Source organism: Streptomyces sp. NPDC086549 (genome assembly GCF_044746205.1).
Taxonomy (GTDB): domain Bacteria; phylum Actinomycetota; class Actinomycetes; order Streptomycetales; family Streptomycetaceae; genus Streptomyces.
Window position 1 is genome coordinate 250,873 of sequence record NZ_JBIVBS010000001.1, and the last position, 26,531, is coordinate 277,403.

At 71.1% G+C, this 26,531-nt stretch carries 30 protein-coding genes; 7 read left to right on the plus strand and 23 right to left on the minus strand.

Features of this window, described 5'->3' with window-relative positions; all coding sequences use genetic code 11:
• Nucleotides 1–16: 16 nt before the first annotated feature.
• The 6 genes from trpC to hisI form a co-directional block, all read right to left on the minus strand.
• The gene (trpC, locus tag ACIPSA_RS01145; RefSeq protein ID WP_402627274.1) at nt 17–826 is read right to left on the minus strand and encodes an indole-3-glycerol phosphate synthase TrpC; all 810 of its coding nucleotides are present in this window, start codon (nt 824–826) and stop codon (nt 17–19) included.
• Nucleotides 827–945: 119 nt separating this feature from the next.
• Nucleotides 946–1,395: a DUF2752 domain-containing protein gene (locus ACIPSA_RS01150; protein ID WP_402629413.1), complete on the minus strand. Its 450-nt coding sequence runs from the start codon at nt 1,393–1,395 to the stop codon at nt 946–948.
• Between the two features lie 85 nt (nt 1,396–1,480).
• Nucleotides 1,481–1,744: an HGxxPAAW family protein gene (locus tag ACIPSA_RS01155; protein ID WP_402627277.1), complete on the minus strand. Its 264-nt coding sequence runs from the start codon at nt 1,742–1,744 to the stop codon at nt 1,481–1,483.
• 189 nt (nt 1,745–1,933) lie between these two features.
• Complete coding sequence (locus ACIPSA_RS01160; protein WP_402627279.1) at nt 1,934–2,572, minus strand: TIGR02234 family membrane protein; 639 nt, start codon at nt 2,570–2,572, stop codon at nt 1,934–1,936.
• Between the two features lie 53 nt (nt 2,573–2,625).
• Entirely contained in the window at nt 2,626–4,113 is a 1,488-nt protein-coding gene (locus ACIPSA_RS01165) for an anthranilate synthase component I (RefSeq protein WP_402627282.1), read from the minus strand.
• A gap of 11 nt (nt 4,114–4,124) precedes the next feature.
• The gene (gene hisI, locus ACIPSA_RS01170) at nt 4,125–4,517 is read right to left on the minus strand and encodes a phosphoribosyl-AMP cyclohydrolase (protein WP_402627284.1); all 393 of its coding nucleotides are present in this window, start codon (nt 4,515–4,517) and stop codon (nt 4,125–4,127) included.
• Between the two features lie 82 nt (nt 4,518–4,599).
• Between hisI and ACIPSA_RS01175 the strand changes: the two genes are divergently transcribed.
• A complete protein-coding gene (locus ACIPSA_RS01175; protein WP_402627287.1) occupies nt 4,600–5,235 on the plus strand; it encodes a TIGR03085 family metal-binding protein in 636 nt (211 codons plus the stop codon).
• Nucleotides 5,236–5,275: 40 nt separating this feature from the next.
• Entirely contained in the window at nt 5,276–5,683 is a 408-nt protein-coding gene (locus tag ACIPSA_RS01180) for a VOC family protein (RefSeq protein ID WP_402627289.1), read from the plus strand.
• A gap of 3 nt (nt 5,684–5,686) precedes the next feature.
• Here the strand turns inward: ACIPSA_RS01180 and ACIPSA_RS01185 are convergent, their stop codons facing one another.
• The 12 genes from ACIPSA_RS01185 to hisD form a co-directional block, all read right to left on the minus strand.
• Nucleotides 5,687–6,934 (minus strand): MFS transporter, encoded by a 1,248-nt coding sequence (locus ACIPSA_RS01185; protein WP_402627292.1) that lies wholly within the window; start codon nt 6,932–6,934, stop codon nt 5,687–5,689.
• 23 nt (nt 6,935–6,957) lie between these two features.
• Complete coding sequence (locus ACIPSA_RS01190) at nt 6,958–7,545, minus strand: ArsR/SmtB family transcription factor (RefSeq protein ID WP_402627295.1); 588 nt, start codon at nt 7,543–7,545, stop codon at nt 6,958–6,960.
• Between the two features lie 128 nt (nt 7,546–7,673).
• Nucleotides 7,674–8,048: a Fic family protein gene (locus tag ACIPSA_RS01195; RefSeq protein ID WP_402627297.1), complete on the minus strand. Its 375-nt coding sequence runs from the start codon at nt 8,046–8,048 to the stop codon at nt 7,674–7,676.
• Nucleotides 8,045–8,263 carry a hypothetical protein gene (locus tag ACIPSA_RS01200; RefSeq protein ID WP_402627300.1) on the minus strand — a complete coding sequence of 73 codons (219 nt, stop codon included), beginning with the start codon at nt 8,261–8,263 and terminating at the stop codon, nt 8,045–8,047. The genes ACIPSA_RS01195 and ACIPSA_RS01200 overlap by 4 nt, the downstream gene beginning before the upstream one ends.
• A 67-nt stretch (nt 8,264–8,330) precedes the next feature.
• The gene (gene hisF / locus ACIPSA_RS01205; protein WP_402627303.1) at nt 8,331–9,086 is read right to left on the minus strand and encodes an imidazole glycerol phosphate synthase subunit HisF; all 756 of its coding nucleotides are present in this window, start codon (nt 9,084–9,086) and stop codon (nt 8,331–8,333) included.
• The gene (locus ACIPSA_RS01210) at nt 9,083–9,487 is read right to left on the minus strand and encodes a RidA family protein (protein WP_402627308.1); all 405 of its coding nucleotides are present in this window, start codon (nt 9,485–9,487) and stop codon (nt 9,083–9,085) included. Before ACIPSA_RS01210 ends, hisF begins: the two co-directional genes overlap by 4 nt.
• Nucleotides 9,484–10,209 carry a bifunctional 1-(5-phosphoribosyl)-5-((5-phosphoribosylamino)methylideneamino)imidazole-4-carboxamide isomerase/phosphoribosylanthranilate isomerase PriA gene (priA, locus tag ACIPSA_RS01215; RefSeq protein WP_402627311.1) on the minus strand — a complete coding sequence of 242 codons (726 nt, stop codon included), beginning with the start codon at nt 10,207–10,209 and terminating at the stop codon, nt 9,484–9,486. The genes ACIPSA_RS01210 and priA overlap by 4 nt, the downstream gene beginning before the upstream one ends.
• Nucleotides 10,206–10,847: an imidazole glycerol phosphate synthase subunit HisH gene (gene hisH / locus ACIPSA_RS01220; protein WP_402627314.1), complete on the minus strand. Its 642-nt coding sequence runs from the start codon at nt 10,845–10,847 to the stop codon at nt 10,206–10,208. The genes priA and hisH overlap by 4 nt, the downstream gene beginning before the upstream one ends.
• Nucleotides 10,844–11,008: a hypothetical protein gene (locus ACIPSA_RS01225; RefSeq protein ID WP_402627317.1), complete on the minus strand. Its 165-nt coding sequence runs from the start codon at nt 11,006–11,008 to the stop codon at nt 10,844–10,846. The genes hisH and ACIPSA_RS01225 overlap by 4 nt, the downstream gene beginning before the upstream one ends.
• Nucleotides 11,009–11,011: 3 nt before the next feature.
• Nucleotides 11,012–11,605, minus strand: coding sequence for an imidazoleglycerol-phosphate dehydratase HisB (gene hisB, locus ACIPSA_RS01230; protein WP_402627319.1), 594 nt, complete (start codon nt 11,603–11,605; stop codon nt 11,012–11,014).
• A complete protein-coding gene (locus ACIPSA_RS01235; protein ID WP_402627322.1) occupies nt 11,602–12,711 on the minus strand; it encodes a histidinol-phosphate transaminase in 1,110 nt (369 codons plus the stop codon). The genes hisB and ACIPSA_RS01235 overlap by 4 nt, the downstream gene beginning before the upstream one ends.
• Complete coding sequence (hisD, locus tag ACIPSA_RS01240; RefSeq protein ID WP_402627325.1) at nt 12,708–14,033, minus strand: histidinol dehydrogenase; 1,326 nt, start codon at nt 14,031–14,033, stop codon at nt 12,708–12,710. The genes ACIPSA_RS01235 and hisD overlap by 4 nt, the downstream gene beginning before the upstream one ends.
• A gap of 176 nt (nt 14,034–14,209) precedes the next feature.
• Between hisD and ACIPSA_RS01245 the strand changes: the two genes are divergently transcribed.
• The 4 genes from ACIPSA_RS01245 to ybaK all read left to right on the plus strand — a co-directional run bounded on the left by ACIPSA_RS01245 (nt 14,210) and on the right by ybaK (nt 18,274).
• Entirely contained in the window at nt 14,210–15,787 is a 1,578-nt protein-coding gene (locus tag ACIPSA_RS01245) for an oxidoreductase (protein ID WP_402627327.1), read from the plus strand.
• Nucleotides 15,788–15,926: 139 nt separating this feature from the next.
• Entirely contained in the window at nt 15,927–17,009 is a 1,083-nt protein-coding gene (locus ACIPSA_RS01250) for a hypothetical protein (protein ID WP_402627330.1), read from the plus strand.
• Nucleotides 17,010–17,018: 9 nt separating this feature from the next.
• On the plus strand, nt 17,019–17,759 hold the full coding sequence (locus ACIPSA_RS01255) for an LON peptidase substrate-binding domain-containing protein (protein ID WP_402627333.1): 741 nt from the start codon (nt 17,019–17,021) through the stop codon (nt 17,757–17,759).
• A gap of 11 nt (nt 17,760–17,770) precedes the next feature.
• Nucleotides 17,771–18,274 carry a Cys-tRNA(Pro) deacylase gene (gene ybaK, locus ACIPSA_RS01260; protein WP_402627335.1) on the plus strand — a complete coding sequence of 168 codons (504 nt, stop codon included), beginning with the start codon at nt 17,771–17,773 and terminating at the stop codon, nt 18,272–18,274.
• Between the two features lie 250 nt (nt 18,275–18,524).
• Here the strand turns inward: ybaK and ACIPSA_RS01265 are convergent, their stop codons facing one another.
• The 4 genes from ACIPSA_RS01265 to ACIPSA_RS01280 all read right to left on the minus strand — a co-directional run bounded on the left by ACIPSA_RS01265 (nt 18,525) and on the right by ACIPSA_RS01280 (nt 22,393).
• Nucleotides 18,525–19,178, minus strand: coding sequence for an AAA family ATPase (locus ACIPSA_RS01265; RefSeq protein ID WP_402627338.1), 654 nt, complete (start codon nt 19,176–19,178; stop codon nt 18,525–18,527).
• A gap of 34 nt (nt 19,179–19,212) precedes the next feature.
• Nucleotides 19,213–20,022, minus strand: a complete 810-nt coding sequence (locus ACIPSA_RS01270; protein WP_402627340.1) for an ABC transporter permease — start codon at nt 20,020–20,022, stop codon at nt 19,213–19,215.
• A gap of 74 nt (nt 20,023–20,096) precedes the next feature.
• On the minus strand, nt 20,097–21,071 hold the full coding sequence (locus tag ACIPSA_RS01275) for an ABC transporter ATP-binding protein (protein ID WP_402629415.1): 975 nt from the start codon (nt 21,069–21,071) through the stop codon (nt 20,097–20,099).
• 104 nt (nt 21,072–21,175) lie between these two features.
• Complete coding sequence (locus ACIPSA_RS01280) at nt 21,176–22,393, minus strand: NYN domain-containing protein (RefSeq protein ID WP_402627342.1); 1,218 nt, start codon at nt 22,391–22,393, stop codon at nt 21,176–21,178.
• A gap of 224 nt (nt 22,394–22,617) precedes the next feature.
• Here ACIPSA_RS01280 and ACIPSA_RS01285 point away from each other — a divergent pair, with 224 nt between their 5' ends.
• Nucleotides 22,618–22,797, plus strand: coding sequence for a hypothetical protein (locus tag ACIPSA_RS01285; RefSeq protein ID WP_402627345.1), 180 nt, complete (start codon nt 22,618–22,620; stop codon nt 22,795–22,797).
• 97 nt (nt 22,798–22,894) lie between these two features.
• Here ACIPSA_RS01285 and dnaE read toward each other — a convergent pair whose 3' ends face one another.
• Nucleotides 22,895–26,431 (minus strand): DNA polymerase III subunit alpha, encoded by a 3,537-nt coding sequence (dnaE, locus tag ACIPSA_RS01290; RefSeq protein WP_402627347.1) that lies wholly within the window; start codon nt 26,429–26,431, stop codon nt 22,895–22,897.
• Nucleotides 26,432–26,531 lie beyond the last annotated feature (100 nt).

Below are 26,531 nucleotides of genomic sequence, written 5' to 3' on the forward strand. Positions count from 1 at the left end.
CAACCCTACCGGTGTGTCAGCTCCGGCCGTGCCGCAATGCGGGATGTGCGCCCGCGGCGACCAGGTCGGCGACCGCCGTCTTCGGGTCGCGGCCGGTGACGAGGGACTCGCCGACCAGGACCGCGTCGGCGCCCGCGTTGGCGTAGGCGATCAGGTCGTGCGGGCCGCGGACGCCGGACTCGGCGACCTTGATGATGCCGTCGGGGATCTCCGGCGCGACCCGCTCGAAGGTGCCGCGGTCGACCTCCAGTGTCTTCAGGTTGCGGGCGTTGACGCCGATCACCTTGGCGCCCGCGTCCACCGCGCGTTCGGCCTCCTCCTCGTCGTGCACCTCGACGAGGGGGGTGAGGCCGATGGAGACGGCGCGTTCGATCAGCGACTCCAGGGCCGGCTGGTCGAGGGCCGCCACGATCAGCAGCGCGAGGTCGGCGCCGTACGCGCGGGCCTCCCACAGCTGGTACGACGTGACGATGAAGTCCTTGCGCAGGACCGGGATGTCCACGCGGGCACGGACTGCCTCCAGGTCCGCCAGCGAGCCGCCGAAACGGCGCTGCTCGGTCAGGACCGAGATGACGGCGGCACCGCCTGCCTCGTAGTCCGCGGCGAGCCCGGCCGGATCCGCGATCGCGGCCAGCGCGCCCTTGGACGGGCTGGAGCGCTTGACCTCGCAGATCACCTTGACGCCGTCGCCGCGCAGCGCGGCCACGCCGTCCTTGGCTGCGGGCGCCTTCGCCGCGCGCTCCTTGAGCTCGTCGAGGCTGACGCGCGCCTGCCGCTCAGCGAGGTCGGCACGGACTCCGTCGATGATCTCGTCGAGCACACTCACGCGAGCGGCCCCCTTCCGAACGATCGAAAACCCATGGTCACTGCGATGGTATCCGGAGGACGGCGCAGGCCTCGCATCGGTTGGTCAGCGGTCCCACTACCTGGACGTTCGCCAGGCGATCAAGGATGCAGCCAGCCACCGAACGGCAGGTTCCGGACAATGGCGAAAGCCAGCAGCAGCGCCCCCAGGCTCCACAGGTGCACGGGCCCCGGATCGATGCGCAACGGCCGTCCACGCACCGCCGCAACCACCCACAGGGTCCACAGCACCGCGAAGCCCGCATACGCGATCACGGCCATGGCGTTGTCCTGGAGCGCGGTGAGGAAGTCCCCGTGCACGAAGGCGTGCGCGCTGCGCAGACCGCCGCAGCCGGGGCAGTAGACACCGGCGTAGGCCAGCAGGGGGCACACCGGGTAGTGGCCGGGCTCGTTGGGGTCGACGGCGCCGACGTACGCGAAGGCCCCGACGACGGCCGCGAGGATCCCGGCGGGCACGGCCAGCCGTCCCGGCAGGGTGGCGGACGGTTTGATCCGCTGAGCTCTCTGGCTGTCGGCGTTCACGTCTCGCATTGTGCCGGGCACGGGCCGCACGCGCGCGGAGGGGCGGCCCGCACCTCTTCGGTGCCGGGCCGCCCCTCCGCGAGAGACGTGCTGGTCAGCCCTCGACGCCGGCCGGCTCGGGGGTCACCGCGACCCGGGGCTGCGGCTGGGGCACCGTGTGCACGTCCTTCGGCTGACCGAGGCCCATGGAGCGCATGACCGCGCCGACGACACCGCCGAGCGCCACGATCACCATGCCGGCCCAGAAGCCCAGCGGCTGGGCCATCACCATGAACGCGCCCGCGACGCAGAAACCGATGAAGGCGATGATGACACCGGTCCACGCGGCCGGGGTGTGTCCGTGGCTGCTGCCCGCCATTGCTTGCTCCTCATTGCTGTGTGCGTGCGCCGCCGAATGCGCGCGTCGCTTGGTGCGTGTCGCTTGGTGCGTGTGAGCCGGACGCTCACACTTCATTGTTCCGTACTCGGGCGCCCGCCGTGAGCTGGGGTCGCGTCTGGTTCGCCACATCGGTCCCGCTGGACCGCGGGACCGACGGACGGTCCGCGGCTAGGCCCCCGTCGGGTCCTCGCCGCGGTCCAGGGCCTTCCAGATGTCCTCGGGGCGGTCGGGGTCCGCGGCCTTGGGTGTGCGGCGCGGGCGGGCGGTGCCGCGCTCGTAGCGGCCGGACATGGCGGGCCACAGGCGTCCGTAGCGCAGGGCGAGGAGCCCGGCGAGCAGGAGCAGGACACCGCCGGCCGCGGCGACGTAGGGCCAGCCGGTGTGGGTCAGCGCGGCCGCCGTGGCGGAGGTGTCGCCGGTGGCCTTGGCGGCCTCGCCGTCGAGCGCGGAGTCGTCGGAGGCGCCGGCCAGGGCCGCGGCGACCGTGCCCGCGCCGGAGAGGGCGAGGAGCCCGGCGACCAGGAGGCGGCCGCCCCGGCGGACGGCGAAGACGGCGACGAGCGCGGCGAGGCCCACTATGGCGAGGGCCGCGGGGACGCCCGTGACGTCGCTGCCCTTCGCGGTCAGCGGGAAGGTGCCGCCCGCCACCGTCGCGGTGCCCTCCGCCCAGCGTTGCCGGGTGGCCAGCAGGACCACGGCAGCGCCGAGCGCACCGCTCAACAGGGCGACAGCGAGGCTCCGGCGGCCGGACCGTGCGGATCCCGCGGCCTCGGAAGGGGGGGTAGGTACAGCAGTCACGTACACCACTATCGCCCGAACCCCGGGCGAACCGTCACCCGGGGTTCACGTGAGCCTCGCCTCTACTTGCCGGTCCCGCCCAGCCGGTTGGCCGTGTGCACCGCGCGCAGGACCGCCGCCGCCTTGTTGCGGCACTCCTGGTCCTCGGCGGCCGGGTCGGAGTCGGCGACGATGCCCGCGCCCGCCTGGACGTAGGCGGTGCCGTCGCGCAGCAGGGCCGTACGGATGGCGATGGCGGTGTCGGAGTCGCCCGCGAAGTCGAGGTAGCCGACGCAGCCGCCGTACAGTCCGCGCCGGGACGGTTCCAGTTCGTCGATGATCTGCATGGCGCGCGGCTTGGGCGCACCCGACAGGGTGCCCGCCGGGAAGCAGGCCGTCAGGACGTCGAAGGCCGTACGGCCCTCCGCCACCCGGCCGGTGACCGTCGAGACGATGTGCATCACGTGCGAGTACCGCTCGACGGACATGAAGTCGACCACCTCGACCGAGCCGGGCGCGCAGACCCGTCCCAGGTCGTTGCGGCCGAGGTCGACGAGCATCAGGTGCTCGGCGCGCTCCTTCGGGTCGGCGAGCAGTTCGTCGGCGAGGGCCTGGTCCTCCTGCGGGGTGGCGCCGCGGTGCCGGGTGCCGGCGATGGGGTGGACCATGGCCTGCCCGTCCTCGACCTTGACGAGGGCCTCGGGGGACGAGCCGACGACGTCGAATCCGTCGAAGCGGAACAGGTACATGTACGGCGAGGGGTTGGTCGCCCTGAGGACCCGGTACACGTCCAGCGCGCTTGCCGTGCACGGCGTCTCGAAGCGCTGCGAGGGCACGACCTGGAAGGCCTCGCCCGCGCGGATGCGCTCCTTGACGTCCTCGACGGCCTCCCGGAAGTCCGGGCCGCCCCACAGCGCCGTGTACTCGGGGAGCTCGGAGGGCGGGAGGACGGCCGGGGGCTGGGCGACCGCGCGCGAGAGGTCGGCCTCCATGGCGTCGAGGCGGGCCACGGCGTCCGTGTAGGCCTCGTCGACGCCGGTGTCGAGGTCGTTGTGGTTGATCGCGTTGGCGATCAGCAGGACGGAGCCCTCCCAGTGGTCCATGACCGCGAGATCGCTGGTGAGGAGCATGGTCAGCTCGGGCAGCCGGAGGTCGTCCCGCTCGCCGGGGCCGATCTTCTCCAGGCGGCGCACGATGTCGTAGCCGAGGTAGCCGACCATGCCGCCGGTGAAGGGCGGCATGCCCTCCTGGTGCGGGGTGTGGAGGGTCTCGATGGTGGCGCGCAGGGCGGCCAGCGGGTCGCCGTCGACGGGGACGCCGACCGGCGGGGCGCCGAGCCAGTGGGCCTGGCCGTCGCGCTCGGTCAGGGTCGCGGCCGACCGCACGCCCACGAAGGAGTAACGGGACCAGGAACGACCGTTCTCCGCGGACTCCAGCAGGAACGTGCCGGGGCGCTCGGCGGCGAGCTTGCGGTAGAGCGCGACCGGGGTGTCGCCGTCGGCGAGGAGCTTGCGGGTGACCGGAATGACGCGGCGGTCGGTGGCCAGCTTGCGGAACGTCTCGAGGTCCATGGCGGCTGACCTTACTGATCCGGGGTGTGTACGCCGGAATCGGCGTCCTTGAGCAGCACGTCCTCGTCGAAACAGGTGCGCGCGCCGGTGTGGCAGGCGGCGCCGACCTGGTCGACCTTGACCAGCAAGGTGTCGGCGTCGCAGTCGAGGGCGACGGACTTGACCCACTGGAAGTGGCCGGAGGTGTCGCCCTTGACCCAGTACTCCTGGCGGCTGCGCGACCAGTAGGTGCAGCGGCCGGTGGTCAGCGTGCGGTGCAGCGCCTCGTCGTCCATCCAGCCGAGCATCAGCACCTCTCCGGTGTCGTGCTGCTGGGCGATGGCGGGGACGAGTCCCTCGGCGCTGCGCTTGAGGCGCACGGCGATCTCCGGGTCGAGGCTGCTGGGCTCAGGCGTGCTGGTCATGCGGCCATTGTGCCGCGCGCCACTGACAGTGACGGCGTGGTGTCCACTGGGCGGACCGGATACCCGGTCGTAGGCTGACACCATGTCGACCTTCGCCAAGCGTGAACGGCTCCTGCTCGCCGACCTCTTGGAAACCTGCGGTCCGGAGGCCCCGACCCTCTGTGAGGGCTGGCAGACCCGTGACCTGGCCGCGCACGTGGTGGTGCGGGAGCGCCGGCCGGATGCCGCCGGGGGCACACTGATCAAGCCGCTGGTACCGCGTCTGGAAAAGGTGATGGCGGAGTACGCGGCGAAGCCGTACGAGGAGCTGATCCAGCTGATCCGTACCGGCCCGCCGCGTTTCTCGCCGTTCCAGCTCAAGCAGATCGACGAGGCGGCCAACACCGTCGAGTTCTACGTCCACACGGAGGACGTCCGCCGTGCCCACCCCGACTGGACTCCGCGCGAGCTCGACCCGGTCTTCCAGGACGCCCTGTGGTCCCGTCTGGAGCGCACCGCCCGCCTGCTGGGCCGGGGTGCGCCGACGGGGCTGGTGCTGCGGCGCCCGGACGGCCAGACGGCCGTCGCGCACCGGGGCTCGCCCGTCGTGACGGTGACGGGCGAGCCGTCGGAGCTGCTGCTGTTCACGTTCGGCCGGCAGAACGCCGCCAAGGTCGAACTGGACGGCGACGAGAACGCGATCGCCAAACTGCACGAGTCGAAGCAGCTCGGCATCTGATCGGCATCCGAGATCTGATCGGCACCCGAGAGGACTCCTCATGATCAAGGTCGCGATGACCAGCGTCTTCGTCGACGACGTGGCCAAGGCGCACACCTTCTACACGGATGTCCTCGGCTTCGAGACCCGCATCGACCTCAACCTGGGCGACGGCATACTGTTCATCACGGTCGGCGCGCCGGGCGGAGCCCAGCCGGATCTCCAGCTGCTGCTGGAGCCCGGCGACGGCCCCATCGCGGAGCCGTACCGCACGGCCCTGTACGAGGCCGGGATCCCCGCCATCGTCTTCTCCGTGGACGACATCGGGGCGGAGTACGAGCGGCTGCGCGGCCTCGGTGTGCGGTTCACCCATGAGCCGCAGCCGCAGGGGCCGGTGATCGCGGCGGTGCTCGACGACACGGTCGGCAACTACGTGCAGCTGACGCAGCCGCAGCGGCCGGACGGGTGAGCGTCAGCGGGGCAGCTCGGCGCGGCGCAGACCCGGGACGCCCAGGGCGACGACTCCGCCCAGCCCGCACACGGCGGCGCTGACGACGTACACCGGTCCGAGGCCCCAGGCCCCGATCGCGGCGGCCGCGAACGGCATGCCCAGCGGGGCGAGTCCGAGGCTGACCAGGCTGGAGACGGCGGTGACGCGGCCCAGGTAGGCGGGGTCGGCCTGGGTCTGCAGCAGGGCGCCGCACATGGCGCCGCTGAGCCCCGCGAGCAGCCCGACGAGCAGGGCCACGCCTACAGCCCCGACGAGGCTCGGTACGAAGGCCAGGGCGCCGATCGCGACCGATCCGGCGAGGATCGTGACGGCGGCGACCAGTCCCGCACGCGGGAGCCGTCCCCGGACGGTGAGCAGCAGCGAGGCGGCCCCGGCTCCGGCACCGAACCCGGCGAGCACCCAGCCCATCCCGGAGGCACCCCAGCCGCGCCGGTCGGCGAGCAGGGTCAGGCCGACATTGAACGGGCCGACGAAGCCGAGGTCGCCGAGGGCGACGGCCAGCATCAGGGGAGCCAGGACGCGATGGCGGCGGATGTAGGACAGCCCGGCCTTCAGGTCCCGCCAGGCGGTTCCCCGCTGTCCGCCGGTCCTGTCGTCCGCCGGCAGCTCCCGGACCCGTACGGCCAGCAGCAGGGGCACCGAGACCGCGATGAGCAGCCCGGCGAGCCCGAACGCGGCCGCCGCGCCGCCGACCGCCACGCCGAGGCCGCCGAGCGGGGCGCCGACGACGCTCGCGAAGCGGATCGCGAGGCCGCGCATGCCCTGGACCCGGGCCAGCTGGTCCTTGGTGGTGATCCGTGCCGGGAGGGCGCCCACCGCAGGCATGAACACGGCGTCGACGGTGCCGAAGACCAGGGCGAGCGCCGCCAGCGGCCACAGGGCCGGGCTGGTCAGGAACAGCAGAGCGGCCACCGCGAGGACGGCCGCGCAGCGCACCGCGTCGCTGCCGATGACGACCCGGCGCGGTCCCAGCCGGTCGGCGATCACTCCGCCGCCCAGCATCAGCAGGGCCCTCGGCAGGGCGGACGTCGCCATCACGATTCCGGCCTGCGCGGGGCTTCCGGCCTGTACGGCGGCCCAGGACAGGGCGATGTAGTAGACGTTGTCGCCGAGCATGGAGGAGGCGTAGGCCCCGAGCCAGCGCAGGACGTTGGGGTCGCGGTGGGCGGGGCGGGACGGGACGTGCTCCTCGACGGGTATCTCGGACACGGTGGACACGGCGGTTGCCTCTCTCAGATACGGAAGGGGAAGCCGTACATGTACAGCGCGACGTGTTCGCGCCCCTCGGTCTCGCCTGCGGTTTCAGCGGCCCGGCCCTGCTCGTCGTACCTGCGCAGGATCGCCTCCAGCTCCCGCTTCAGCGCGGTGAGTTCCGCCGGGGTGAGTCGCATCCAGGCCTCGATGTCCCCGGACGCGGTGTTCCACTCGGCGCCCCAGGTGGGGCGTTCGTCCAGGTAGCGGTGGTAGCGGTCGGCGCGCTGGTCGTGGAAGAGGCGGGTGGCCGCCAGGTGGGCGGCGGCCTTGCCCGGTTCGCCCCGGAAGTCCTCGTCTCGGATGCTGACTCCGTCCGACGCGGGCTGCCACCACCGCTCCCGCCCGTCCGCGGTCTGCGGTTCCGCCTCCTCGATCAGCCCGTGCTCAGCGAGCTTGCGCAGGTGGTAGCTGACCAGGGATACGGCCTCGTCCACGTGTTCGGCCAGCTGCGAGGCCGTGGCGACCCGCTCGACGCACAGCAGCCGGTACAGGTTCGCTCGCAACGGATGCGCGAGAGCCTTCAGCGTCCCCACGTCCGCGATCCGGCGGTTCTCCTTGCCTGTCATGCCTCCAGGCTAGACATGAAAGAAAAGTTGCACAATATATTTTGCGCAACTTCCCTTTCGCGTCTGGCCAGAACGAAGCCCCGGCAACCCAGAAGGGTGACCGGGGCTCATGCTCTGCGATCTCCGGGTCAGGCGGCCCAGTCGCTCAGGCTCCGTGCAACCTGCTGCAAACCGGCCTTCTCGCTCCGGATGTCCCGGACGAGTTGACTCATCGCACCGGGCGGCGGGCTGATCGGGCTCCCGGACTGCTCCATGTACTCCCAGGCGCACATGGCTCCGATCAGACCGTTGCAGTCCTCGAAGGGGGCGAGCCTCACGATGGTGTGCAACAGGACGGCAGCGCGCGTAGGCGCCTCATCGTAGTAGGCCTCGCCGGCGAAGCGCTCGAACTTGTGCCGCTCCACGGCAGCCTGCAGCGCGCCCCAGTCACGCAATGCGGGGTCGGTGGGCGTGCCGCTGTACTGAACGCCGAGGATCCAGTCGGCGTCGATCCGGAGGATCACCGGTCCCCCTCCGGAAAGGCCTCCATGAACTCGGGGGCGAGCAGCCTGAACTTGGCGCTCGCGCCCTCGGTGAACTTCTGCCGCTGCCGCCGACGCACGACGCCCTCGGTCAGTATGTCGTGCGCCAGCCGCTTGATCGCGATGCCCCGCTCCTTGGCCTCCGCACGCAGCTCGGCCAGCTCTTCCTCGGTGAGCTCGATCGTGATCCCAGGCATACGAGCAGCTCAGAGAGGCGGCAACCATGATCACTACCGCGTTCGCTACCGAAGGTGATACCTCGAACTAGCGAACGGGATGTCCCGCCTCCCGCAACGTCTCCTTGACCTGGCCGATCCGCAGGTCGCCGAAGTGGAAGACGGAGGCCGCGAGCACCGCGTCCGCGCCCGCCTCGACGGCCGGCGCGAAGTCGGCGAGCTTGCCGGCTCCGCCCGAGGCGATGACCGGGACCGTGACGTGCTTGCGCACGGCCGTGATCATCTCCAGGTCGTAGCCGTCCTTGGTGCCGTCCGCGTCCATGGAGTTCAGCAGGATCTCGCCCGCGCCCAGCTCGGCGGCCCGGTGCGCCCATTCGACGGCGTCCATGCCGGTGCCGCGACGGCCACCGTGGGTGGTGACCTCGAAGGTGCCTTCGGGAGTCCGCCGCGCGTCGACGGACAGCACCAGTACCTGACGCCCGAACCGCTCGGCGATCTCCCGGATCAGGTCGGGGCGGGCGATCGCGGCCGTGTTGACGCCCACCTTGTCGGCGCCCGCCCGCAGCAGCTTGTCCACGTCCTCGGCCGTACGGACCCCGCCGCCGACGGTCAGCGGGATGAACACCTGCTCGGCGGTGCGGCGCACCACGTCGTAGGTCGTCTCACGGTTGCCCGAGGACGCGGTGATGTCCAGGAACGTCAGCTCGTCGGCGCCCTCGGCGTCGTACACCTTGGCCATCTCGACGGGGTCGCCCGCGTCGCGCAGGTTCTGGAAGTTGACGCCCTTGACGACCCGGCCGTTGTCCACGTCCAGGCAGGGAATGACTCGGACCGCCAGGGTCATGAATTCACGGCTCCTCTGAATGCTTCCAGTTCCACTTCGACCAGGATGCGCGGGTCGACGAAGCCCTCCACGACCAGCAGGGTCGAGGCCGGGCGCACGGAGTCGAAGAACTCCTTGTGGGCCCGGCCCACCTCGTCGACGTCCCGCAGATGGGTCAGGTACATCCGGGTCCTGAGCACCGACTCGGGGCCGAGCCCGAACTCGGCGATCGCCTCGAGCGCGCTGGTGAACGCCATCTTCGCCTGTTCGTACGGGTCGCCCTCCCCGTGCAGCACCCGCCCTCTGAAGGCCGACGTGCCTGCCACCAGGACACGGTCGCCCGCCGCGACGGCACGTGCGAAACCGAAGGACTCCTCCCAGGGGCTCCCGCTCTGCGCGCGCCGTACGGCTTCGGATGTCATGACGACACAGCCTCCAAGGCCTCTTCCAGGGTGAACGCCTTCGCGTACAGGGCCTTCCCGACGATGGCACCCTCGACACCGAGGGGTACCAGCTCGGCGATGGCCCGGAGGTCGTCCAGCGACGACACGCCGCCGGAGGCCACGACCGGGCGGTCCGTGGCCGCGCACACGTTCCTCAGCAGCTCCAGGTTCGGGCCCTGGAGGGTGCCGTCCTTGGCGATGTCCGTGACGACGTACCGCGCGCAGCCCTCCTTGTCGAGGCGCTCCAGCGTCTCGTAGAGGTCGCCGCCGTCGCGGGTCCAGCCGCGGCCGCGCAGCGTCGTGCCGCGGACGTCGAGGCCGACGGCGATCTTGTCGCCGTGCTCGGCGATGACCTTGGCGACCCACTCCGGGGTCTCCAGGGCGGCCGTGCCCAGGTTCACGCGCGTGCAGCCGGTGGCGAGGGCGGCGGCGAGGGTGTCGTCGTCACGGATGCCGCCGGACAGCTCCACCTTGATGTCCATCGCCCTGGCCACCTCGGCGATCAGCGCGCGGTTGTCGCCGGTGCCGAACGCGGCGTCCAGGTCCACGAGGTGCAGCCACTCGGCGCCGGAACGCTGCCAGGCGAGAGCCGCCTCCAGCGGGGAGCCGTACGAGGTCTCCGTACCGGACTCGCCGTGCACGAGACGGACGGCCTGGCCGTCACGGACGTCGACGGCGGGGAGGAGTTCGAGCTTGCTCACAGTGTTCCGATCCAGTTGGTGAGGAGCTGGGCTCCGGCGTCGCCGGACTTCTCAGGGTGGAACTGCGTGGCCCACAGCGGGCCGTTCTCCACGGCCGCCACGAAGGGCTTGCCGTGCGTCGACCAGGTCACCTTGGGGGCCCGCATGGCCGGGTTGTGCACCTCCAGGCTCCAGTCGTGGACGGCGTAGGAGTGCACGAAGTAGAAGCGCGCGTCCGCGTCCAGGCCGGCGAACAGCTCGGAGCCGGCGGCCGCATCGACCGTGTTCCAGCCCATGTGGGGCACGATGTCGGCCTGGAGCGGCTCGACGGAGCCGGGCCACTCGTCGAGGCCCTCGGTCTCGACGCCGTGTTCGATGCCGCGCGCGAACAGGATCTGCATGCCGACGCAGATGCCCATCACCGGCCGCCCGCCGGACAGCCGGCGGTCGATGATCCAGTCACCGCGCGCCCCGCGCAGGCCCTGCATGCAGGCGGCGAAGGCGCCGACGCCGGGCACCAGCAGGCCGTCGGCGTTCATGGCCTTGTCGAAGTCGCGTGTGATCTCGACGTCGGCTCCCGCGCGCGAGAGGGCACGCTCGGCGGAGCGGACGTTGCCGAAGCCGTAGTCGAAGACCACGACGCTCTTGGGTGCGCTCAATTCCACACCTCCAGCCGCAGGACCCCGGCGACGAGACACATCGCCGCGCTGATCGAGAGCAGCACGATCAGACTCGTGGGCATCTTCTGCTTCACGAAGGAGACGATGCCGCCGACCAGGAAGAGGCCGACGACGATCAGGACGGTGGACAGACCGGTCATGGTTTACAGCGCGCCCTTCGTGGAGGGGAGGATGCCGGCCGCGCGCGGGTCGCGCTCGCTGGCGTAGCGCAGCGCCCGGGCCAGCGCCTTGAACTGGCACTCCACGATGTGGTGCGCGTTGCGCCCGTAGGGCACGTGCACGTGCAGCGCGACCTGCGCCTGAGCGACGAAGGACTCCAGTATGTGCCGGGTCATCGTCGTGTCGTACTCGCCGATCATCGGCGCCATGTTCTCGGGCTCGGTGTGCACGAGGTACGGGCGGCCGGACAGGTCGACGGTGACCTGGGCGAGGGACTCGTCCAGCGGGACCGTGCAGTTGCCGAAGCGGTAGATCCCGACCTTGTCGCCGAGCGCCTGCTTGAAGGCGGCGCCGAGCGCGAGAGCGGTGTCCTCGATCGTGTGGTGCGAGTCGATGTGCAGGTCACCGTCGGTCTTCACGGTCAGGTCGAACAGACCGTGCCGGCCGAGCTGGTCGAGCATGTGGTCGTAGAAGCCGACGCCGGTCGCGATGTCGGTCTTCCCGCTGCCGTCGAGGTCGATCTCGACCAGGACGGAGGTCTCCTTGGTGGTGCGCTCCACGCGCCCTACGCGGGTCATGCGTCCAGCTCCTTCTTCAGTGCGCGTACCGCGTCGAGGAACGCGTCGTTCTCCTCCGGGGTTCCGGCGGACACCCGCAACCACCCCGGTACGCCGTTGTCCCGGACCAGGACGCCCCGGTCGAGGATCTTCTGCCAGGCCTCGTGGGTGTCGGCGAAGCGCCCGAACTGTACGAAGTTCGCGTCGGACTCGGTCACGTCGTAACCGGTCGCCCGCAGCTCGCTCACCAGCCGGTCCCGCTCCGACTTGAGCTGTTCGACGTACTTCAGCAGTGTGTCGGTGTACTCCAGGGCCGCCAGGGCGGTCGCCTGGGTGATCGCCGACAGGTGGTACGGCAGTCGTACGAGCTGTACGGCGTCCACGACCGCCGGGTGCGCGGCGAGGTAGCCGAGCCGCAGGCCCGCCACCCCGAACGCCTTCGACATGGTCCGGGAGACGACAAGATTCGGCCGACCTTCGAGCAGCGGCAGCAGCGAGTCGCCGTGGCTGAACTCGATGTAGGCCTCGTCCACGATCACCATCGACGGCTTGGCCGCCTGCGCCGCGTCGTACAGCGCGCGCACGGTCCCGGGCGGGACCGCGTTGCCCGTGGGGTTGTTGGGGGTGGTGATGAAGACGACGTCGGGCCGGTGCTCGGCGATGACCCGCTCGGCCGCGGCGAGGTCGATGGTGAAGTCCTCGCCCCGGGGGCCGGAGATCCAGCCGGTGCCCGTGCCGCGCGCGATGAGGGAGTGCATCGAGTACGACGGCTCGAAGCCGATCGCCGTACGGCCCGGTCCGCCGAAGGTCTGGAGCAGCTGCTGGATGACCTCGTTGGAGCCGTTGGCGGCCCAGACGTTCTCGGTCCCGAGGTGGTACTTGCCGGTCTTCGTCAGGTATGCGGCCAGCTCGGAGCGGAGCTGGACCGCGTCCCGGTCGGGGTAGCGGTTCAGGTTCCGGGCGGCCTCGCGCACCCGCTCCGTGATCCGCTCGACCAGCGGCTCGGGCAGCGGGTACGGGTTCTCGTTGGTGTTCAGCCGGACGGGGACGTCCAGCTGGGGCGCGCCGTAGGGGGACTGGCCGCGCAGCTCGTCCCGTACGGGCAGATCGTCGATTCCGAAGTTCACTTGCTCGTCGGTACCTTCCACCCGAACCTCGCCTTGATCGCCGCGCCGTGCGCGGGCAGGTCCTCCGCCTCCGCCAGCGTCACCACGTGGTGCGCGACCTCGGCCAGCGCGTCCTTCGTGTAGTCGACGATGTGGATGCCGCGCAGGAAGGACTGGACGGACAGTCCGGAGGAGTGGCAGGCACAGCCGCCGGTGGGCAGGACGTGGTTGGAGCCGGCCGCGTAGTCGCCCAGCGAGACCGGGGCCCAGGGGCCGATGAAGATCGCGCCCGCGTTCCTGACCCGGTCGGCGACGGCCGCCGCGTCCGCCGTCTGGATCTCCAGGTGCTCGGCGCCGTACGCGTCGACCACCCTGAGGCCCTCGTCGACGCCGTCGACCAGCACGATCGCGGACTGCCTGCCGCGCAGCGCCGGGACGATCCGGTCGTCGATGTGCTTGGTGGCCGCGATCTGCGGTTCCAGCTCCTTCTCCACCGCGTCGGCCAGCTCGACCGAGTCGGTGACCAGGACGGCTGCGGCGAGCGGGTCGTGCTCGGCCTGGCTGATCAGGTCGGCGGCGATGTGCACCGGGTCGGCGGTGTCGTCCGCGAGGACGGCGATTTCCGTCGGGCCGGCCTCCGCGTCGATGCCGATCTTGCCGGTGAAGAAGCGCTTGGCGGCGGCGACCCAGATGTTGCCGGGGCCGGTGACCATGTTGGCGGGGGCGCAGGACTCGGTGCCGTAGGCGAACATCGCCACGGCGGTGGCGCCGCCCGCCGCGTAGACCTCGTCGACGCCGAGCAGCGCGCACGCCGCGAGGATCGTCGGGTGCGGCAGGCCGCCGAACTCCGCCTGGGCCGGTGAGGCCAGTGCGATCGACTCGACTCCCGCCTCCTGCGCGGGCACCACGTTCATGATCACGGAGGAGGGGTAGACGGAACGGCCGCCGGGCGCGTACAGGCCGACGCGCTCCACGGGCACCCACTTCTCGGTCACCGAGCCGCCGGGCACGACCTGGGTCGTGTGGGTCGTACGGCGCTGGGCGCGGTGCACGAGGCGGGCCCGGCGGATGGACTCCTCCAGGGCCGCCCGTACGGCCGGGTCGAGGGCCGCCAGCGCGTCGGCGAGCGCCTGCGCGGGGACCCGTACGGATTCGAGCCGTACGCCGTCGAACCTCTCCGCGAAGTCGATCAGCGCCGCGTCGCCCCGATGATGCACGGCTTCGCAGATCGGACGCACCTTCTCCAGGGCGGCCTGAACGTCGAAGTCGGCTCGGGGCAGCAGGTCGCGCAGGGCGGGGCCCTCGGGGAGGGCGTCGCCGCGCAGATCGATTCGGGAGATCACAGCCTCAATTCTCTCAGACCGGGGTCGGGCGCCGTCCGCGCGTATCAATGGCTGATACAGAACGTGGCCGAACCCGGAAGATCCCCTTCACCTCTAGCGTTCGGGACGTCACGCAGCGGGCATGAACGGTTGTACAAAAGTCCGACTCGCGAGTAGCTGAGGAAGAAGGAAGAGCAGTGACCGAGGGGGCCGGCCTGCGCGCCGGGGACCTGCCGGACGATCTGACCGCGGCCGAGGCCGGCATGTGGCAGGCATTCCGCAACGGCAGTGTGTACGACCTGAGCAGCGGGGACGCCGTCGTGGACGACCCGCACGGCGGTCATCCCTGGGGGCCGGAGCGGACCGTGCGGGCGCGGATCGTGTGCTGGCTGCTGCTGGACGGTCCGCCCGCGCTGGCCGGCCGGGTGTCCTCGCTCAAGCTCGCCGGTGTGCGGATCACCGGCACCCTGGACCTGGCGGGCGGCACGGTCATGCCGTACCTGGAGCTGCGGGACTGCCGCTTCGACCGGGAGGTCCTGCTGCCGGAGGCCCGCTTCACCACCGCTCGGTTCGTGAACTGCTCGGTGCCCCGCCTGGAGGCCGCCCGGGTGCACACCGAGGGCGATCTGCACCTGCCGCGCTGCCGCTTCCACAACGGCGTCCGGCTGACCGACGCGCACATCGGTACGGATCTGCTGCTCAACCAGGCGGTCGTGTACCGGGACCGCAGCGGCCGCTCGATCGCCGGGGACGGGATGACCGTCGGCCAGGACTTACAGGCGGAGCTCCTGGAGTCGCATGGCGAGCTGAGCCTGCGCGGCGCCAAGGTCGGCGTCTCGCTGAGCCTGCGCGGGGCCCGGCTGCTCAACCCGTACTCGCGGTTCGCCCTGAACGCGCCCCAGCTGACGGTCGGGCGCACGCTGTACCTGACCCCGGCCGGAGTGGGCAGCGCGCTGCTGAGCGGCACGACCCCCGCGCGCGGGACGCGGATCCAGCGGTTCGAGAGCCAGGGCGGGGTGCGGCTGGACGACGGGCGATTCGGGGACGCGGTCGACCTGGAGCGGGCACGGTTCGTCCTCACCGACGACCAGGAGCTGGCGCTGCGCCGGGTGCAGACGCCCGAGCTGCGCTTCCTCGGGGACCAGCCGCAGCGCGGCAAGGTGGTGCTGTCGGGTGCGCGGTCCGTCAACCTCGTGGACCGTGCGGGCAGCTGGCCCGGGCCGGGCAGTCTGCACATGGGCGGCTTCGCGTACGAGAACCTGGTGCCGCAGGGCCCGTTCCCGCTGAACCGGCGGCTGGACTGGGTGGCGGCGGCGACCGCCGAGTACAACCCGGAGCCGTACGAGCGGCTGGCCGCCGTGCTGCGCGGTGCCGGTGAGGACGAGGACGCCCGCGAGGTGCTGCTCGCCAAGCAGCGCCGGCGCCGCGAGACGCTGCCGCTGGCCGCCAAGCTGTGGGGGTACGCGCAGGACTGGACGGTGGCCTACGGGTACCGGCCGGGCCGGGCCGCCGTGTGGATGGCGGTGCTGTGGGCGGCGGGCACGCTCGCCTTCGCGCACGCCGGCCATCCGCCGATGAACCCGGGCGGGCATCCGGTCTGGAACCCGGCCCTGTTCACCCTCGACCTGCTGCTGCCGGTGATCGATCTGGGCCAGGTGGGGCAGTGGCAGCTGCGCAGCGGCTGGCAGTGGCTGTCCGCGGTGATGATCCTGCTGGGCTGGATCCTGGCGACGACGGTGGCGGCGGGGGCGACACGGCTGCTGAGGCGCGGATAGCGCACCGTGGCGCCCAGTTTTCTGACAGGTACCCAACAATAGTTGAACAGTCACCTTTTACCCGGCCTTGACCGGTGCGCGTACAACTTTCCACGGGTTGGGCATACCCCCTGGCGCGTCCCGGACCTGCGGACTTTCAATGGTCGACACCATGGCTCTGCTGCCCGCTTTCATCCGCCCCACCCGGATGAAGAGGATCGCCTCGCGCCCGGCCGTACCGCCGGCCGATGACGAGGTGCTGCTCGACGCGCCCGACGACCGCCTCGGCCCCGCCCTCGTCGCGGCCGGCAGAGGTGAGTACGGGGCCGCCGCCGAGCTGCTGGCCGCCACCCGCGCGGCCGCCGAGTGGGAGAACCGCGACCGGTACGCACGGCGCCTGGCCGCCTTCGCCCGCTCCCGCGCCGAATGGTTCGGGCAGTGGCGCTCGGAGGCCCCGGACGACCCCGACGGGCTGCTGGTCGGGGCCCAGCTGGCGGTGGACCGCGCCTGGCCGTCGCCGGCCCGCGCCGAACTGCTGCGGGACGTCAGCCCCCTGATCACGGCCGCCGCGCGCGCCGACGAGCGCGACCCCGTGCCGTGGCGGATCGCGCTGGATCACGCACGCGGCTCGAACGCCGGGCCCAGGTACTTCGAGGAGCTGTGGGCCGCGGCCGTCCGCCGTGCCCCGCACCACTACGGCTGCCATGTGGCGGCGCTGCGCTATCTGGCCGCCTCCTGCTGCGTCCTGTGGGGGGACACCCCCCACACCCCCCGTGGCTCCCACCGCGAGTGCTTCGACTTCGCCGACCTGGCCGCGCAGGACGCCCCGCCGGACTCGCTCGTCCAGGCGCTGCCCGCGCGGGCGGCCCTCGGCTATCTGACCGACGGCTGCGGCCCCGAGGTGGAGCGGGAGCGGCTGGACGCGGCGGCCGACCGGGCGATCGTGTTCTGCGCCCGCTTCCCGGCGGCGGACCCCTGGCCGGCCGAGATCCGCAACAAACTGATGTACGTCCTCGTCAGGCTCGGCCGCCACCAGGACGCCCTGGCCCAGCTGCGCCTGATCGGCCCGTACGCCACGTCCTTCCCCTGGGACCGGCTGTCGGACGACCCGCTGGGCCACTTCCTGCGGCTGCGCGCGGAACTCCTCACGACGGCACGCCCGGCGCCGGAGACCCGGCTGATCCCGCCCCCGCGACAACCACTGACCGGGCGCGGCGGACATGCCCACGCCGGTGACCATTAGGGTGGCGCCGTGACCACCGTCCGTCTCCCCCTCTTTCCGCTGAACTCGGTGCTGTTCCCGGGGCTGGTGCTCCCTCTGAACATCTTCGAGGAGCGCTACCGCGCCATGATGCGCGAACTGCTGAAGACCCCCGAGGACGAGCCGCGCCGGTTCGCCGTCGTGGCGATCCGCGACGGCCACGAGGTGGCTCTGAGCGCGCCGGGCATGCCGGACCCGACGAGCATGCCCGAGCGCGGCCCGGCGGCGGGCTTCGGCCCCGACCCGGCCAAGGCCTTCAACGGGGTGGGCTGTGTGGCGGACGCGGCGACCATCCGGGAACGGGCGGGCGGCACCTTCGAGGTACTGGCGACCGGCACGACCCGGGTGCGGCTGCTGTCGGTGGACGCGTCGGGCCCGTTCCTGACGGCCGAGCTGGAGGAACTGCCGGAGGACCCGGGCGACGAGGCGGGCGCCCTGGCGGAGGGCGTGCTGCGCGCGTTCCGCCAGTACCAGAAGCGCCTGGCAGGCGCACGGGAACGCTCCCTGTCCACGGGCGCCGACCTCCCGGACGAGCCGGCGGTGGTCTCCTACCTCGTGGCGGCGGCGATGATGCTGGACACCCCGACGAAGCAGCACCTGCTGCAGGCCCCGGACACGGCGTCACGGCTGCGGGAGGAGCTGAAACTCCTTCGCTCGGAGACGGCGATCATCCGTAATCTGCCGTCGTTGCCGGCGTCGGAACTGACGCGCGGCCCGATGAGTCTGAACTGAGGCCGGACCCCATGGCGAAGAAGCCGAAGAAGCAGCAGCAGTCCGGAGGCACCCCCGCGACGGTGGCGCTGACGGCCGCGGGCGTGGACTACACGGTCCACTCCTACGACCACGACCCCGGCCACCCCTCCTACGGCGAGGAGGCCGCAGAGGCGATGGGCGTCTCCCCCGACCGGGTCTTCAAGACACTGGTGGCGGACGTCGACGGCGCGCTGACGGTGGCCGTGGTCCCCGTGGCGGGCTCCCTGGACCTCAAGGCCCTGGCGACCGCCGTGGGCGGCAAGCGGGCGTCCATGGCGGACCCGGCCCTCGCGGAGCGCACGACGGGCTACGTCCGCGGCGGCATCTCCCCGCTGGGCCAGCGCAAGAAGCTCCCCACGGTCCTGGACGAGTCGGCCTCGGCCCACACCACGATCTGCGTATCGGCGGGCCGCCGCGGCCTGGAGGTCGAGCTGTCTCCCGCCGCCCTGGCCGACCTCACCCGGGCGACCCTGGCGCCCATCGGACGCGCGTGACCCCTCGACGGACGTCCGTTCCTCGGTTAAGTACGAGGGACATGTCGAAGAGAACCCGGAAACGCAAGTGGCGCATCAAGAAGGGCCGCTCCAACCACGGGAGGCGACCGGCGTAGGGGGCTGCCTGGCCTGTTCTCGGCGCCGTCGGCACCATCCGGCGGGGGTCCAGGGGGCCCAGCCCCCTGGCGAGGTCGAAGGGGCAGAGCCTCTGGGACGGACGGGTGGGGGCGGCGGGGGCGAAAGAACCCGGCTACGCCGGAGGCGCCCCGTACGGCCCCTGCTCGTACGGATCCGGATCCCGGGGACCGAACAGCGCCGTGAGCCCGAGGTGCACCACCAGCGCGGCCACCGGCCACGCCAGCAACACCCCCTTCGCCCCCAGCTTCAGCGGCGCCGAGAAGGTCACCCCCTTGCCCACCTCCTTGGCGTGGGCGAGGACGTCATGGTCGGGCCCGAGGGACACCCCGATCCGCCAAGCGAGGAACGACCCGAGCAGCCCCCCGACGGTCAGCGCCACCACCAGCGGCACGCCCCCGCGCCGCCGCAGCAGGAAGACGACGGCCGCGCCGACGGCCCCGAAGGCCAGGGCGAGCAGCGTGAACGTTCCGTCCACCCCGGCCGCCTGCTCCCCCTCGGCGTCCTTGAGGTAGACGGCCCAGTTCTTGCCCACATGCTCCCCGACCAGCGGCACATGAGGAGCCATCCACAGCCACAGCAGCCCGAGCAGCACCCCGCCGAGCGCCATCGCCAGCGTGATCACGGCGGCATCGCGCAGTTCGGTCTTCATCCCGGGACCGTCCTGTTCGTACGCCCCGCCCACCGTCCCGGCAGGCGGCGGCGCCTGCCAGGCCTGGTGCGGGGACTGGTCGTGCGGCGGCGGAGGCGGAGTCAGCGGTGCGGTCACCCTGACATCGTGCCAGGTCGGGCTGTGCGGCGCGTCACCGGACGGCAGCCCGCCGGTAGGCCCAGGTAGCCACGGCCAGCGAGACCACCCCGACACCCGCGCACACGCCCAGGTCAGCGGCGACGAACGTCCAGTCGGGATGCGCCCCGAAGGTCCGCGCGTAGGCCTCCACGCCGTACGTCGAGGGCAGCAGGTCCCGGGCCAGCCGGATGATCTCCGGCATCCGGTCGGGCGGCAGCACGCCGAGCAGCAGCGCCGCCGACATGCCCAACTGGCCGAGCAGCGTGGCCAGTTCGGGACGCGGCGCGAGCAGTCCGAAGGCGGCGCCGAGCCCGGAGAGCGCGGCGCCCGCGAGCGGGATCACGGCGACGAGGATCCAGAGGTTGGTCAGCGGCAGCCCGAAGAGCACGCATCCGAACACGGCCGTCACCAGCGTCCCCGGCACGGTGAAGGACGCGTACGCCCCCGCCGCCCCCAGCACCACCGCGGCCGGCGGCACCGGCAGGGTCGCGTAGTGATCGAGCCCGCCGCTGGCCCGCAGCTGCCCGAAGTACTGGGCGAGCAGGTTCAGCGCGACGTAGGCGACGACCACGACCGACGACCCCGCCACCACGGACTGGGCCTCGCCCCGGGTGTCCACCACCCCGCGCATCATGATCATGATGCCGACCGACTGGAAGGTCGCCACGAACAGCAGCGGGATCCGCGCCACCCGCGCGCGGGACAGCTGCGCCCGGTACACGGCCGCCAGCGACGGCCACAGCCGGGCGGCAGGCGCGAGCTCGGCCGTCACCTCCACCGGCCGGACGCTCCCCGGGGGAGACTGCGCGGATACGACACTCACGTCGAGCTGCTCCTCTTCCCTACGGCGGCCGAACCGCCCTTCAGGGGACCCTACGGATGCGACACCCCGCGCATTCACGCCTTCACCAGACCCTGTCGCGCGGCGCCGCCCAGCGCCAGGTACACGTCCTCCAGGCTGGGCGTGGCGAGCGTGAAGTCGTCGAGGGCGGCGAACGCGGCCCCGCCGGTGACCGTGGCGACGGCCGCACGGGCCTCCTCGGGCGCGAGCCGCAGCGTCCAGCGGCGCCCCGCCTCCACGGCCCGTTCCCGCAGCACGGCGACCTCCGGCACCTCCAGCGGCGCCTGCTCCCGCCACACCAGGTCCACCCGCACCTCGCCGGCCACCCGTTCCTTGAGCCCGGTGGGGGTGTCGCAGGCGATGACCCGGCCCTGGTCGAGAACGGCGACCCGGTCGAGCACGGTCTCGGCCTCGATGACGTTGTGGGTGACCAGCAGCACGGTCGTGCCGCGCTCGGCGCGCCGCCGGTCGACGGCCGCCCAGACCGCGCGCCGGGCCACCGGGTCCATCCCGGTGGTCGGCTCGTCGAGCACGAGCAGGGGGCGCTCGCCGACCAGGACGGCGGCGAAGCAGGCGAGCCGCCGCTGGCCGCCGGAGAGCTTCTTCAGCGCCCGCCCGGCGATCGGCCCGAGCCCCAGTTCGTCGAGCACGGCGTCCCGCTCGGCGCGCGCCCGCGGCACGTCCAGGCCGCGCAGGCGTCCGGTGGTCTCGACGGCGAGGGACACGGTCAGTTCGTCCAGGGCGGTGGACTCCTGGCCTAGGTAGGCGAGGATCCGCGCGGCCCGCTCCGGGTGGCGCACGATGTCGTGGCCGAGGATCCGGACGCTGCCGGTGTCCGGCCGCAGCAGCCCGGTCAGCTGTCGTACGAGAGTGGACTTGCCGGCCCCGTTCGGGCCGAGCAGTCCGAAGATCTCCCCGCGCCGGACGTCCAGCTCCACCCCGTCGGTGGCCCGCACCTCGGACGCCCCCGGCGCCCCGCGCCGCCCCTTGACGGCCGGATATGTCTTGGCCAGCCCGCGCACCGCGCACACGACGTCACCGGGATGCCGAAGAGCCTGTGCCGAGCGCGTATTCACAATGCACGAGAGTACGGGGTCCGCGGGCTTTACTCGCCTTTGGGGCCTCCCACCTCGGTTCATTCCCCCGCGGGAGCATGCTCCGCCGACGAGGGGACGTCGATCTCCCGCCAGAAGCCGGCCCGGATGGCGTACCGGTCGTGCTCGTCGATCTGGTCGTCCTTGTGGGCGAGCAGTCCGAAGCGGGCCGCGTAGCGCAGCAGCTCGCCGTCGATGCGGTGCGGGATGCGCGGGTACATGCCGGACAGCCTCTGCAGATGGCCCTGGTCGTTCAGCCGGGAGATCCACCGCCGCGCGAAGACCTGTCCCACCTCGTAGGGGTCACCGCCGACCGTGGTGATGTCCTCCTCCCGGTCGGCCCACCGCTGCTCGGCGGTGGTCAGCTGCGCCAGCGTCGGCATGGAGGAGGCCTCGGGCGACTCCGCGGCCACGCCCGGCCGGTCCACCCAGCCCTTGTCCGAGGACCAGCGCAGGGTCGCCGTCGTCGGGTGCTGGACGGCCTGGGTGCCGGGGGCGCGGAGTGCGGCGAGGTCCTTGGGGGTGGGCACGCCCTTGGGCGCGGGCACCCGCTCCTGGCTGCCGTTCTCCGAGACCGCGGAGGCCTGGGCGTGTTCGCCCTCCTCGGACGGCCGCTCCGCCGCCGCGAGCGAGGACTCGGGCAGCGGCGCGGAGAGGATCGCGGCGATCTCGGGGCGGGGCACGGGCGGAGGCGCGCAGATTCCGGTGAGCTCCTTGGCGCGTACGGCCTTGGTGATCCACGTACGGTCCAGGACGCGCCGTTCGTCGGCCTCGGCGACCAGGTCCTCGGACTGGTTGTAGTCGCCGTCGGCGGCCTGTACGGCCCACAGGTGGACGGCGACGCCGTGCTCCTTCGCGGCCATCATGCCGGGCAGCAGGTCTCCGTCGCCGGTGACGAGAACGACGTCGGAGCAGGCGCGGTTGCGGGCGAGTTCGGTCAGCTCGGCGTGCATGGCGGCGTCCACGCCCTTCTGGGCCCAGCGTCCGTCGCTGCGGGTCAGGGCACCGAGCCGGACGGTGACCCGGGGCATCACGCGCAGCCTGCGGTGCTCCGGCTGCGGGACGCGGTCGGGAGCACCGTCGAACCAGTAGATGCGCAGCAGCGGCCGCTCCGTGTCGGCCTCGGCGCACTCCCGCAGGGCGTGGATGAGCGCGGCGTGGTCGACGGTGATGCGGGATCGGGAGGGCTCGCCGGCGAGGAGGCTTGCCGCGGCCCCCAGCAGATACCCGGCGTCCACCAGGACAATGCAGCGGTCCACACGACTCACCCTCTTCCCGGGAGGTTTGCTTCGGGCTTGCTTCGAGTCTGCCCGACCGCGCGGGGGTTAACGGCCGGAACTCGATCTTCGGCGTGGCGTTTCGGGGCTTCGCTCGCCGACCAGCCCTGTTACAGACGGTAATTATCCGACATGCGTCTCTTGTCAGGCTATGTGAATCTGATTCCGGCCCTGGCCCCTAGATCCCCCTCAGGAGGCAGATCACCATGGCCAAGAACAAGAACCGCAAGCAGGGTGGCTCGCAGAACCGCGCCTCGCAGGCCGAACAGGCCCGCGAGCAGGCCCAGCGGACGTCGAACGAGGCACACGAGTCTCCGGCGGCGAACATCCAGGGCAGCCCTGCGGATGTTGCCCGTAAGCAGAAGAAGAGCTTCGGCCACAACTGAAGCCGGGGCTGTTGAGCCCAGGTACTGACGAGGGGCGTACCCGATGCCGGGTACGCCCCTCGTCATCGCCTGGGCGTGCCGGCTGCCCGGCGACCGCTCAACCCGCCAGGCAGGACGGGCCGAGCAGCACCTTCAGGTCTCCGAACAGGGCCGGGTCCGGCTTCACCCGGTGCCGGTCGAGGCGCAGGACCGTGGTCTTGCGCGGGCCCTGGAGCCTGATGCGGACCTCGCTGTCGCCCTTGTGGTGGCTGAGGATCTCGCCGAGGCGGCTGACCATGGGCGGGGTGACCCTGGTGGCCGGGATGGTCAGGATCACGGGGGCGTTGGTGCCCGCGTTGGAAAGGTCCGGGACCATCAGCTCCATCGCGACGAGCCTCGGCACGTCCTCGCGCTTGTCGAGGCGGCCCTTGACGAACACGACCGCGTCCTCGACGAGTTGGGTCGAGACGAGCTGGTAGGTCGCCGGGAAGAACATGCACTCGATGGAACCGGCGAGGTCCTCCACCGTGGCGATGGCCCAGGCGTTGCCCTGCTTGGTCATCTTGCGCTGCAGGCCCGAGATGATGCCGCCGATCGTCACGACCGCGCCGTCCGCGTGCTCACCTCCGGTGAGCTGGGCGATGCCCGCGTCGGCCTTGTCGGACAGCACGTGCTCCAGCCCGAAGAGGGGGTGGTCGGAGACGTACAGACCGAGCATCTCCCGCTCCTGGGCGAGCAGATAGGTCTTGTCCCACTCCTCGTCGGTGAAGGTGACGTCGAGTCCGAAGCCGGGCTCGCTGCTCTCCTCCTCCATGCCCCCGAAGAGATCGAACTGGCCCTCGGCCTCCTTGCGCTTGACCGCCACCACGTTGTCGATCATCGGCTCGTACTGCGCGGTGAGCCCCTTGCGCGTGTGCCCCATCGAGTCGAAGGCACCGGCCTTGATCAGCGATTCCGTGGTGCGCTTGTTGCAGACCACCGCCTCGACCTTGTCGAGGTAGTCCGGGAAGGTGGCGTACTTCCCCTTGGCCTTGCGGCTCTTGATGATCGACTCGACGACGTTCGTACCGACGTTGCGGACGGCGGAGAGGCCGAAGAGGATCACGTCGTCGCCCTGGGCGGCGAAGTTCGACTCGGACTCGTTGACGTTCGGCGGGAGCACCTTGATGCCCATGCGGCGGCACTCGTTGAGGTAGATCGCCGACTTGTCCTTGTCGTCCTTGACGGAGGTGAGGAGCCCGGCCATGTACTCGGCGGGGTAGTTCGCCTTGAGGTACGCGGTCCAGTAGGAGACCAGGCCGTACGCGGCCGAGTGGGCCTTGTTGAAGGCGTAGCCGGCGAAGGGGACCAGCACGTCCCACAGGGCCTGGATGGCCTCGTCGCTGTAGCCGTTCTTCTGGGCGCCGGCCTGGAAGATGGTGAAGTTCTTGGCCAGTTCGTCGGGCTTCTTCTTACCCATGACCCGCCGGAGGATGTCGGCCTCGCCGAGCGAGTAGCCGGCGATGATCTGGGCGGCCTTCTGCACCTGCTCCTGGTAGACGATCAGACCGTAGGTGACGTCCAGGACCTCCCTGAGGGGCTCCTCGAGCTCCTTGTGGATCGGCGTGATCTCCTGCAGCTTGTTCTTGCGGAGCGCGTAGTTCGTGTGCGAGTCCATGCCCATCGGGCCCGGACGGTAGAGAGCCGACACGGCGGAGATGTCTTCGAAGTTGTCGGGCTTCATCAGGCGCAGCAGCGAGCGCATGGGACCGCCGTCGAACTGGAAGACGCCGAGGGTGTCGCCGCGCTGGAGCAGTTCGAAGGTCTTCGGATCGTCGAGCGGGAGGCCCAGGAGGTCGATGTCGACCCCCTTGTTGGCCTTCACCATCTTGACGGCGTCGTCCATGATCGTGAGGTTGCGCAGGCCCAGGAAGTCCATCTTCAGCAGGCCGAGCGACTCGCAGCTCGGGTAGTCCCACTGCGTGATGGTCACGCCGTCGGTGTGCCTCACCCAGACCGGGACGTGCTCGGTGATGGTCTCGCTGGACATGATCACGCCGGCGGCGTGCACGCCCATCTGCCGGACCAGGCCCTCGACGCCCTTGGCGGTGTCGATGACCTTCTTCACGTCCTGCTCGTTCTCGTACATCGAGCGGATCTCGCCCGCCTCGCTGTAGCGCGGGTGCGAGGGGTCCGTGATGCCGTTCAGGTCGATGCCCTTGCCGAGGACGTCGGCGGGCATCGCCTTGGTGAGGCGGTCGCCCATGGCGTACGGGTAGCCCAGCACGCGCGCGGAGTCCTTGATGGCGTTCTTCGCCTTGATCTTGCCGTAGGTGCCGATCATGGCGACCTTGTCGGCGCCGTACTTCTCGGTCACGTACCTGATCACCTCGACGCGCCTGCGCTCGTCGAAGTCGATGTCGACGTCGGGCATGGAGACGCGCTCGGGGTTGAGGAACCGCTCGAAGATCAGGCCGTGCGGAATCGGGTCGAGGTCGGTGATGCCCATGGCGTACGCGACGATCGAACCGGCCGCGGAACCACGCCCCGGGCCGACCGCGATGCCCTGCTTCTTGGCCCACATGATGAAGTCGGCGACCACGAGGAAGTAGCCCGGGAACCCCATCTGGATGATGACGTCCATCTCGTACTCGGCCTGCTTCTGGCGGTCCTCCGGGACGCCGCCGGGGAAGCGGCGCTCCATGCCGCGGCGGACCTCCTCCTGGAACCAGGTGACCTCGGTGTAGCCCTCGGGGATGTCGAACTTGGGCATGAGGTTCTTCGCCTCGAACATCCCGGTGGTGTCGATCTGCTCGGCCACCAGCAGTGTGTTGCGGCAGCCCTCCTGCCAGGCGTCCGAGGAGTCGATGGCGTACATCTCGTCCGTGGACTTCAGGTAGTAGCCGGTGCCGTCGAACTTGAAGCGGTCGGGGTCGGAGAGGTTCTTGCCGGTCTGGATGCACAGCAGGGCGTCGTGGGCTCCCGCCTCGTGCGCGTACGTGTAGTGGGAGTCGTTGGTGACCAGCGGCGGGATGCCGAGCTTCTTGCCGATCTCCAGCAGGCCGTCGCGGACGCGGTGCTCGATGTCGATGCCGTGGTCCATCAGCTCCAGGAAGTAGCGGTCCTTGCCGAAGATGTCCTGGTAGTCGGCGGCCGCCTTCAGTGCCTCGTCGTACTGCCCGAGGCGCAGCCTCGTCTGGAGTTCGCCGGAGGGGCAGCCGGTGGAGGCGATGAGCCCCTCGGACCACTGGGCGATGGTCTCCTTGTCCATCCTGGGCCACTTCTGCAGCCAGCCCTCGGCGTACGCGTCCGAGGAGAGCCGGAAGAGATTGTGCAGGCCCGTCCTGTTGGCCGCCCAGATCGTCTTGTGGGTGTAACCGCCGGAGCCGGAGACGTCGTCCCGCTTCTGGTGCGGCTGGCCCCACTGGATCTTGCGCTTGTTGCGCCGGGACTCGGGGGCGACATAGGCCTCGATCCCGATGATCGGGGTGACTCCGGCCTTCTTCGCGGAGTGGAAGAAGTCGTACGCCCCGTGGAGGTTGCCGTGGTCGGACATGGCGATGTGCGTCATGCCCATCTCATTGCAGGCATTGAACATGTCCTTGAGCCGCGCGGCACCGTCCAGCAGCGAGTACTGGGTGTGGACGTGCAGGTGCGTGAAGGGCGGCTTGGACACGGTTTCGGCCTCCGAGGGAAACAGGCGTCGACGATCTTCCGACCGGCTGCGGACAGTCTGGGGGACAGCGTCGAAGTCTATGCCCCGGCACTGACACACG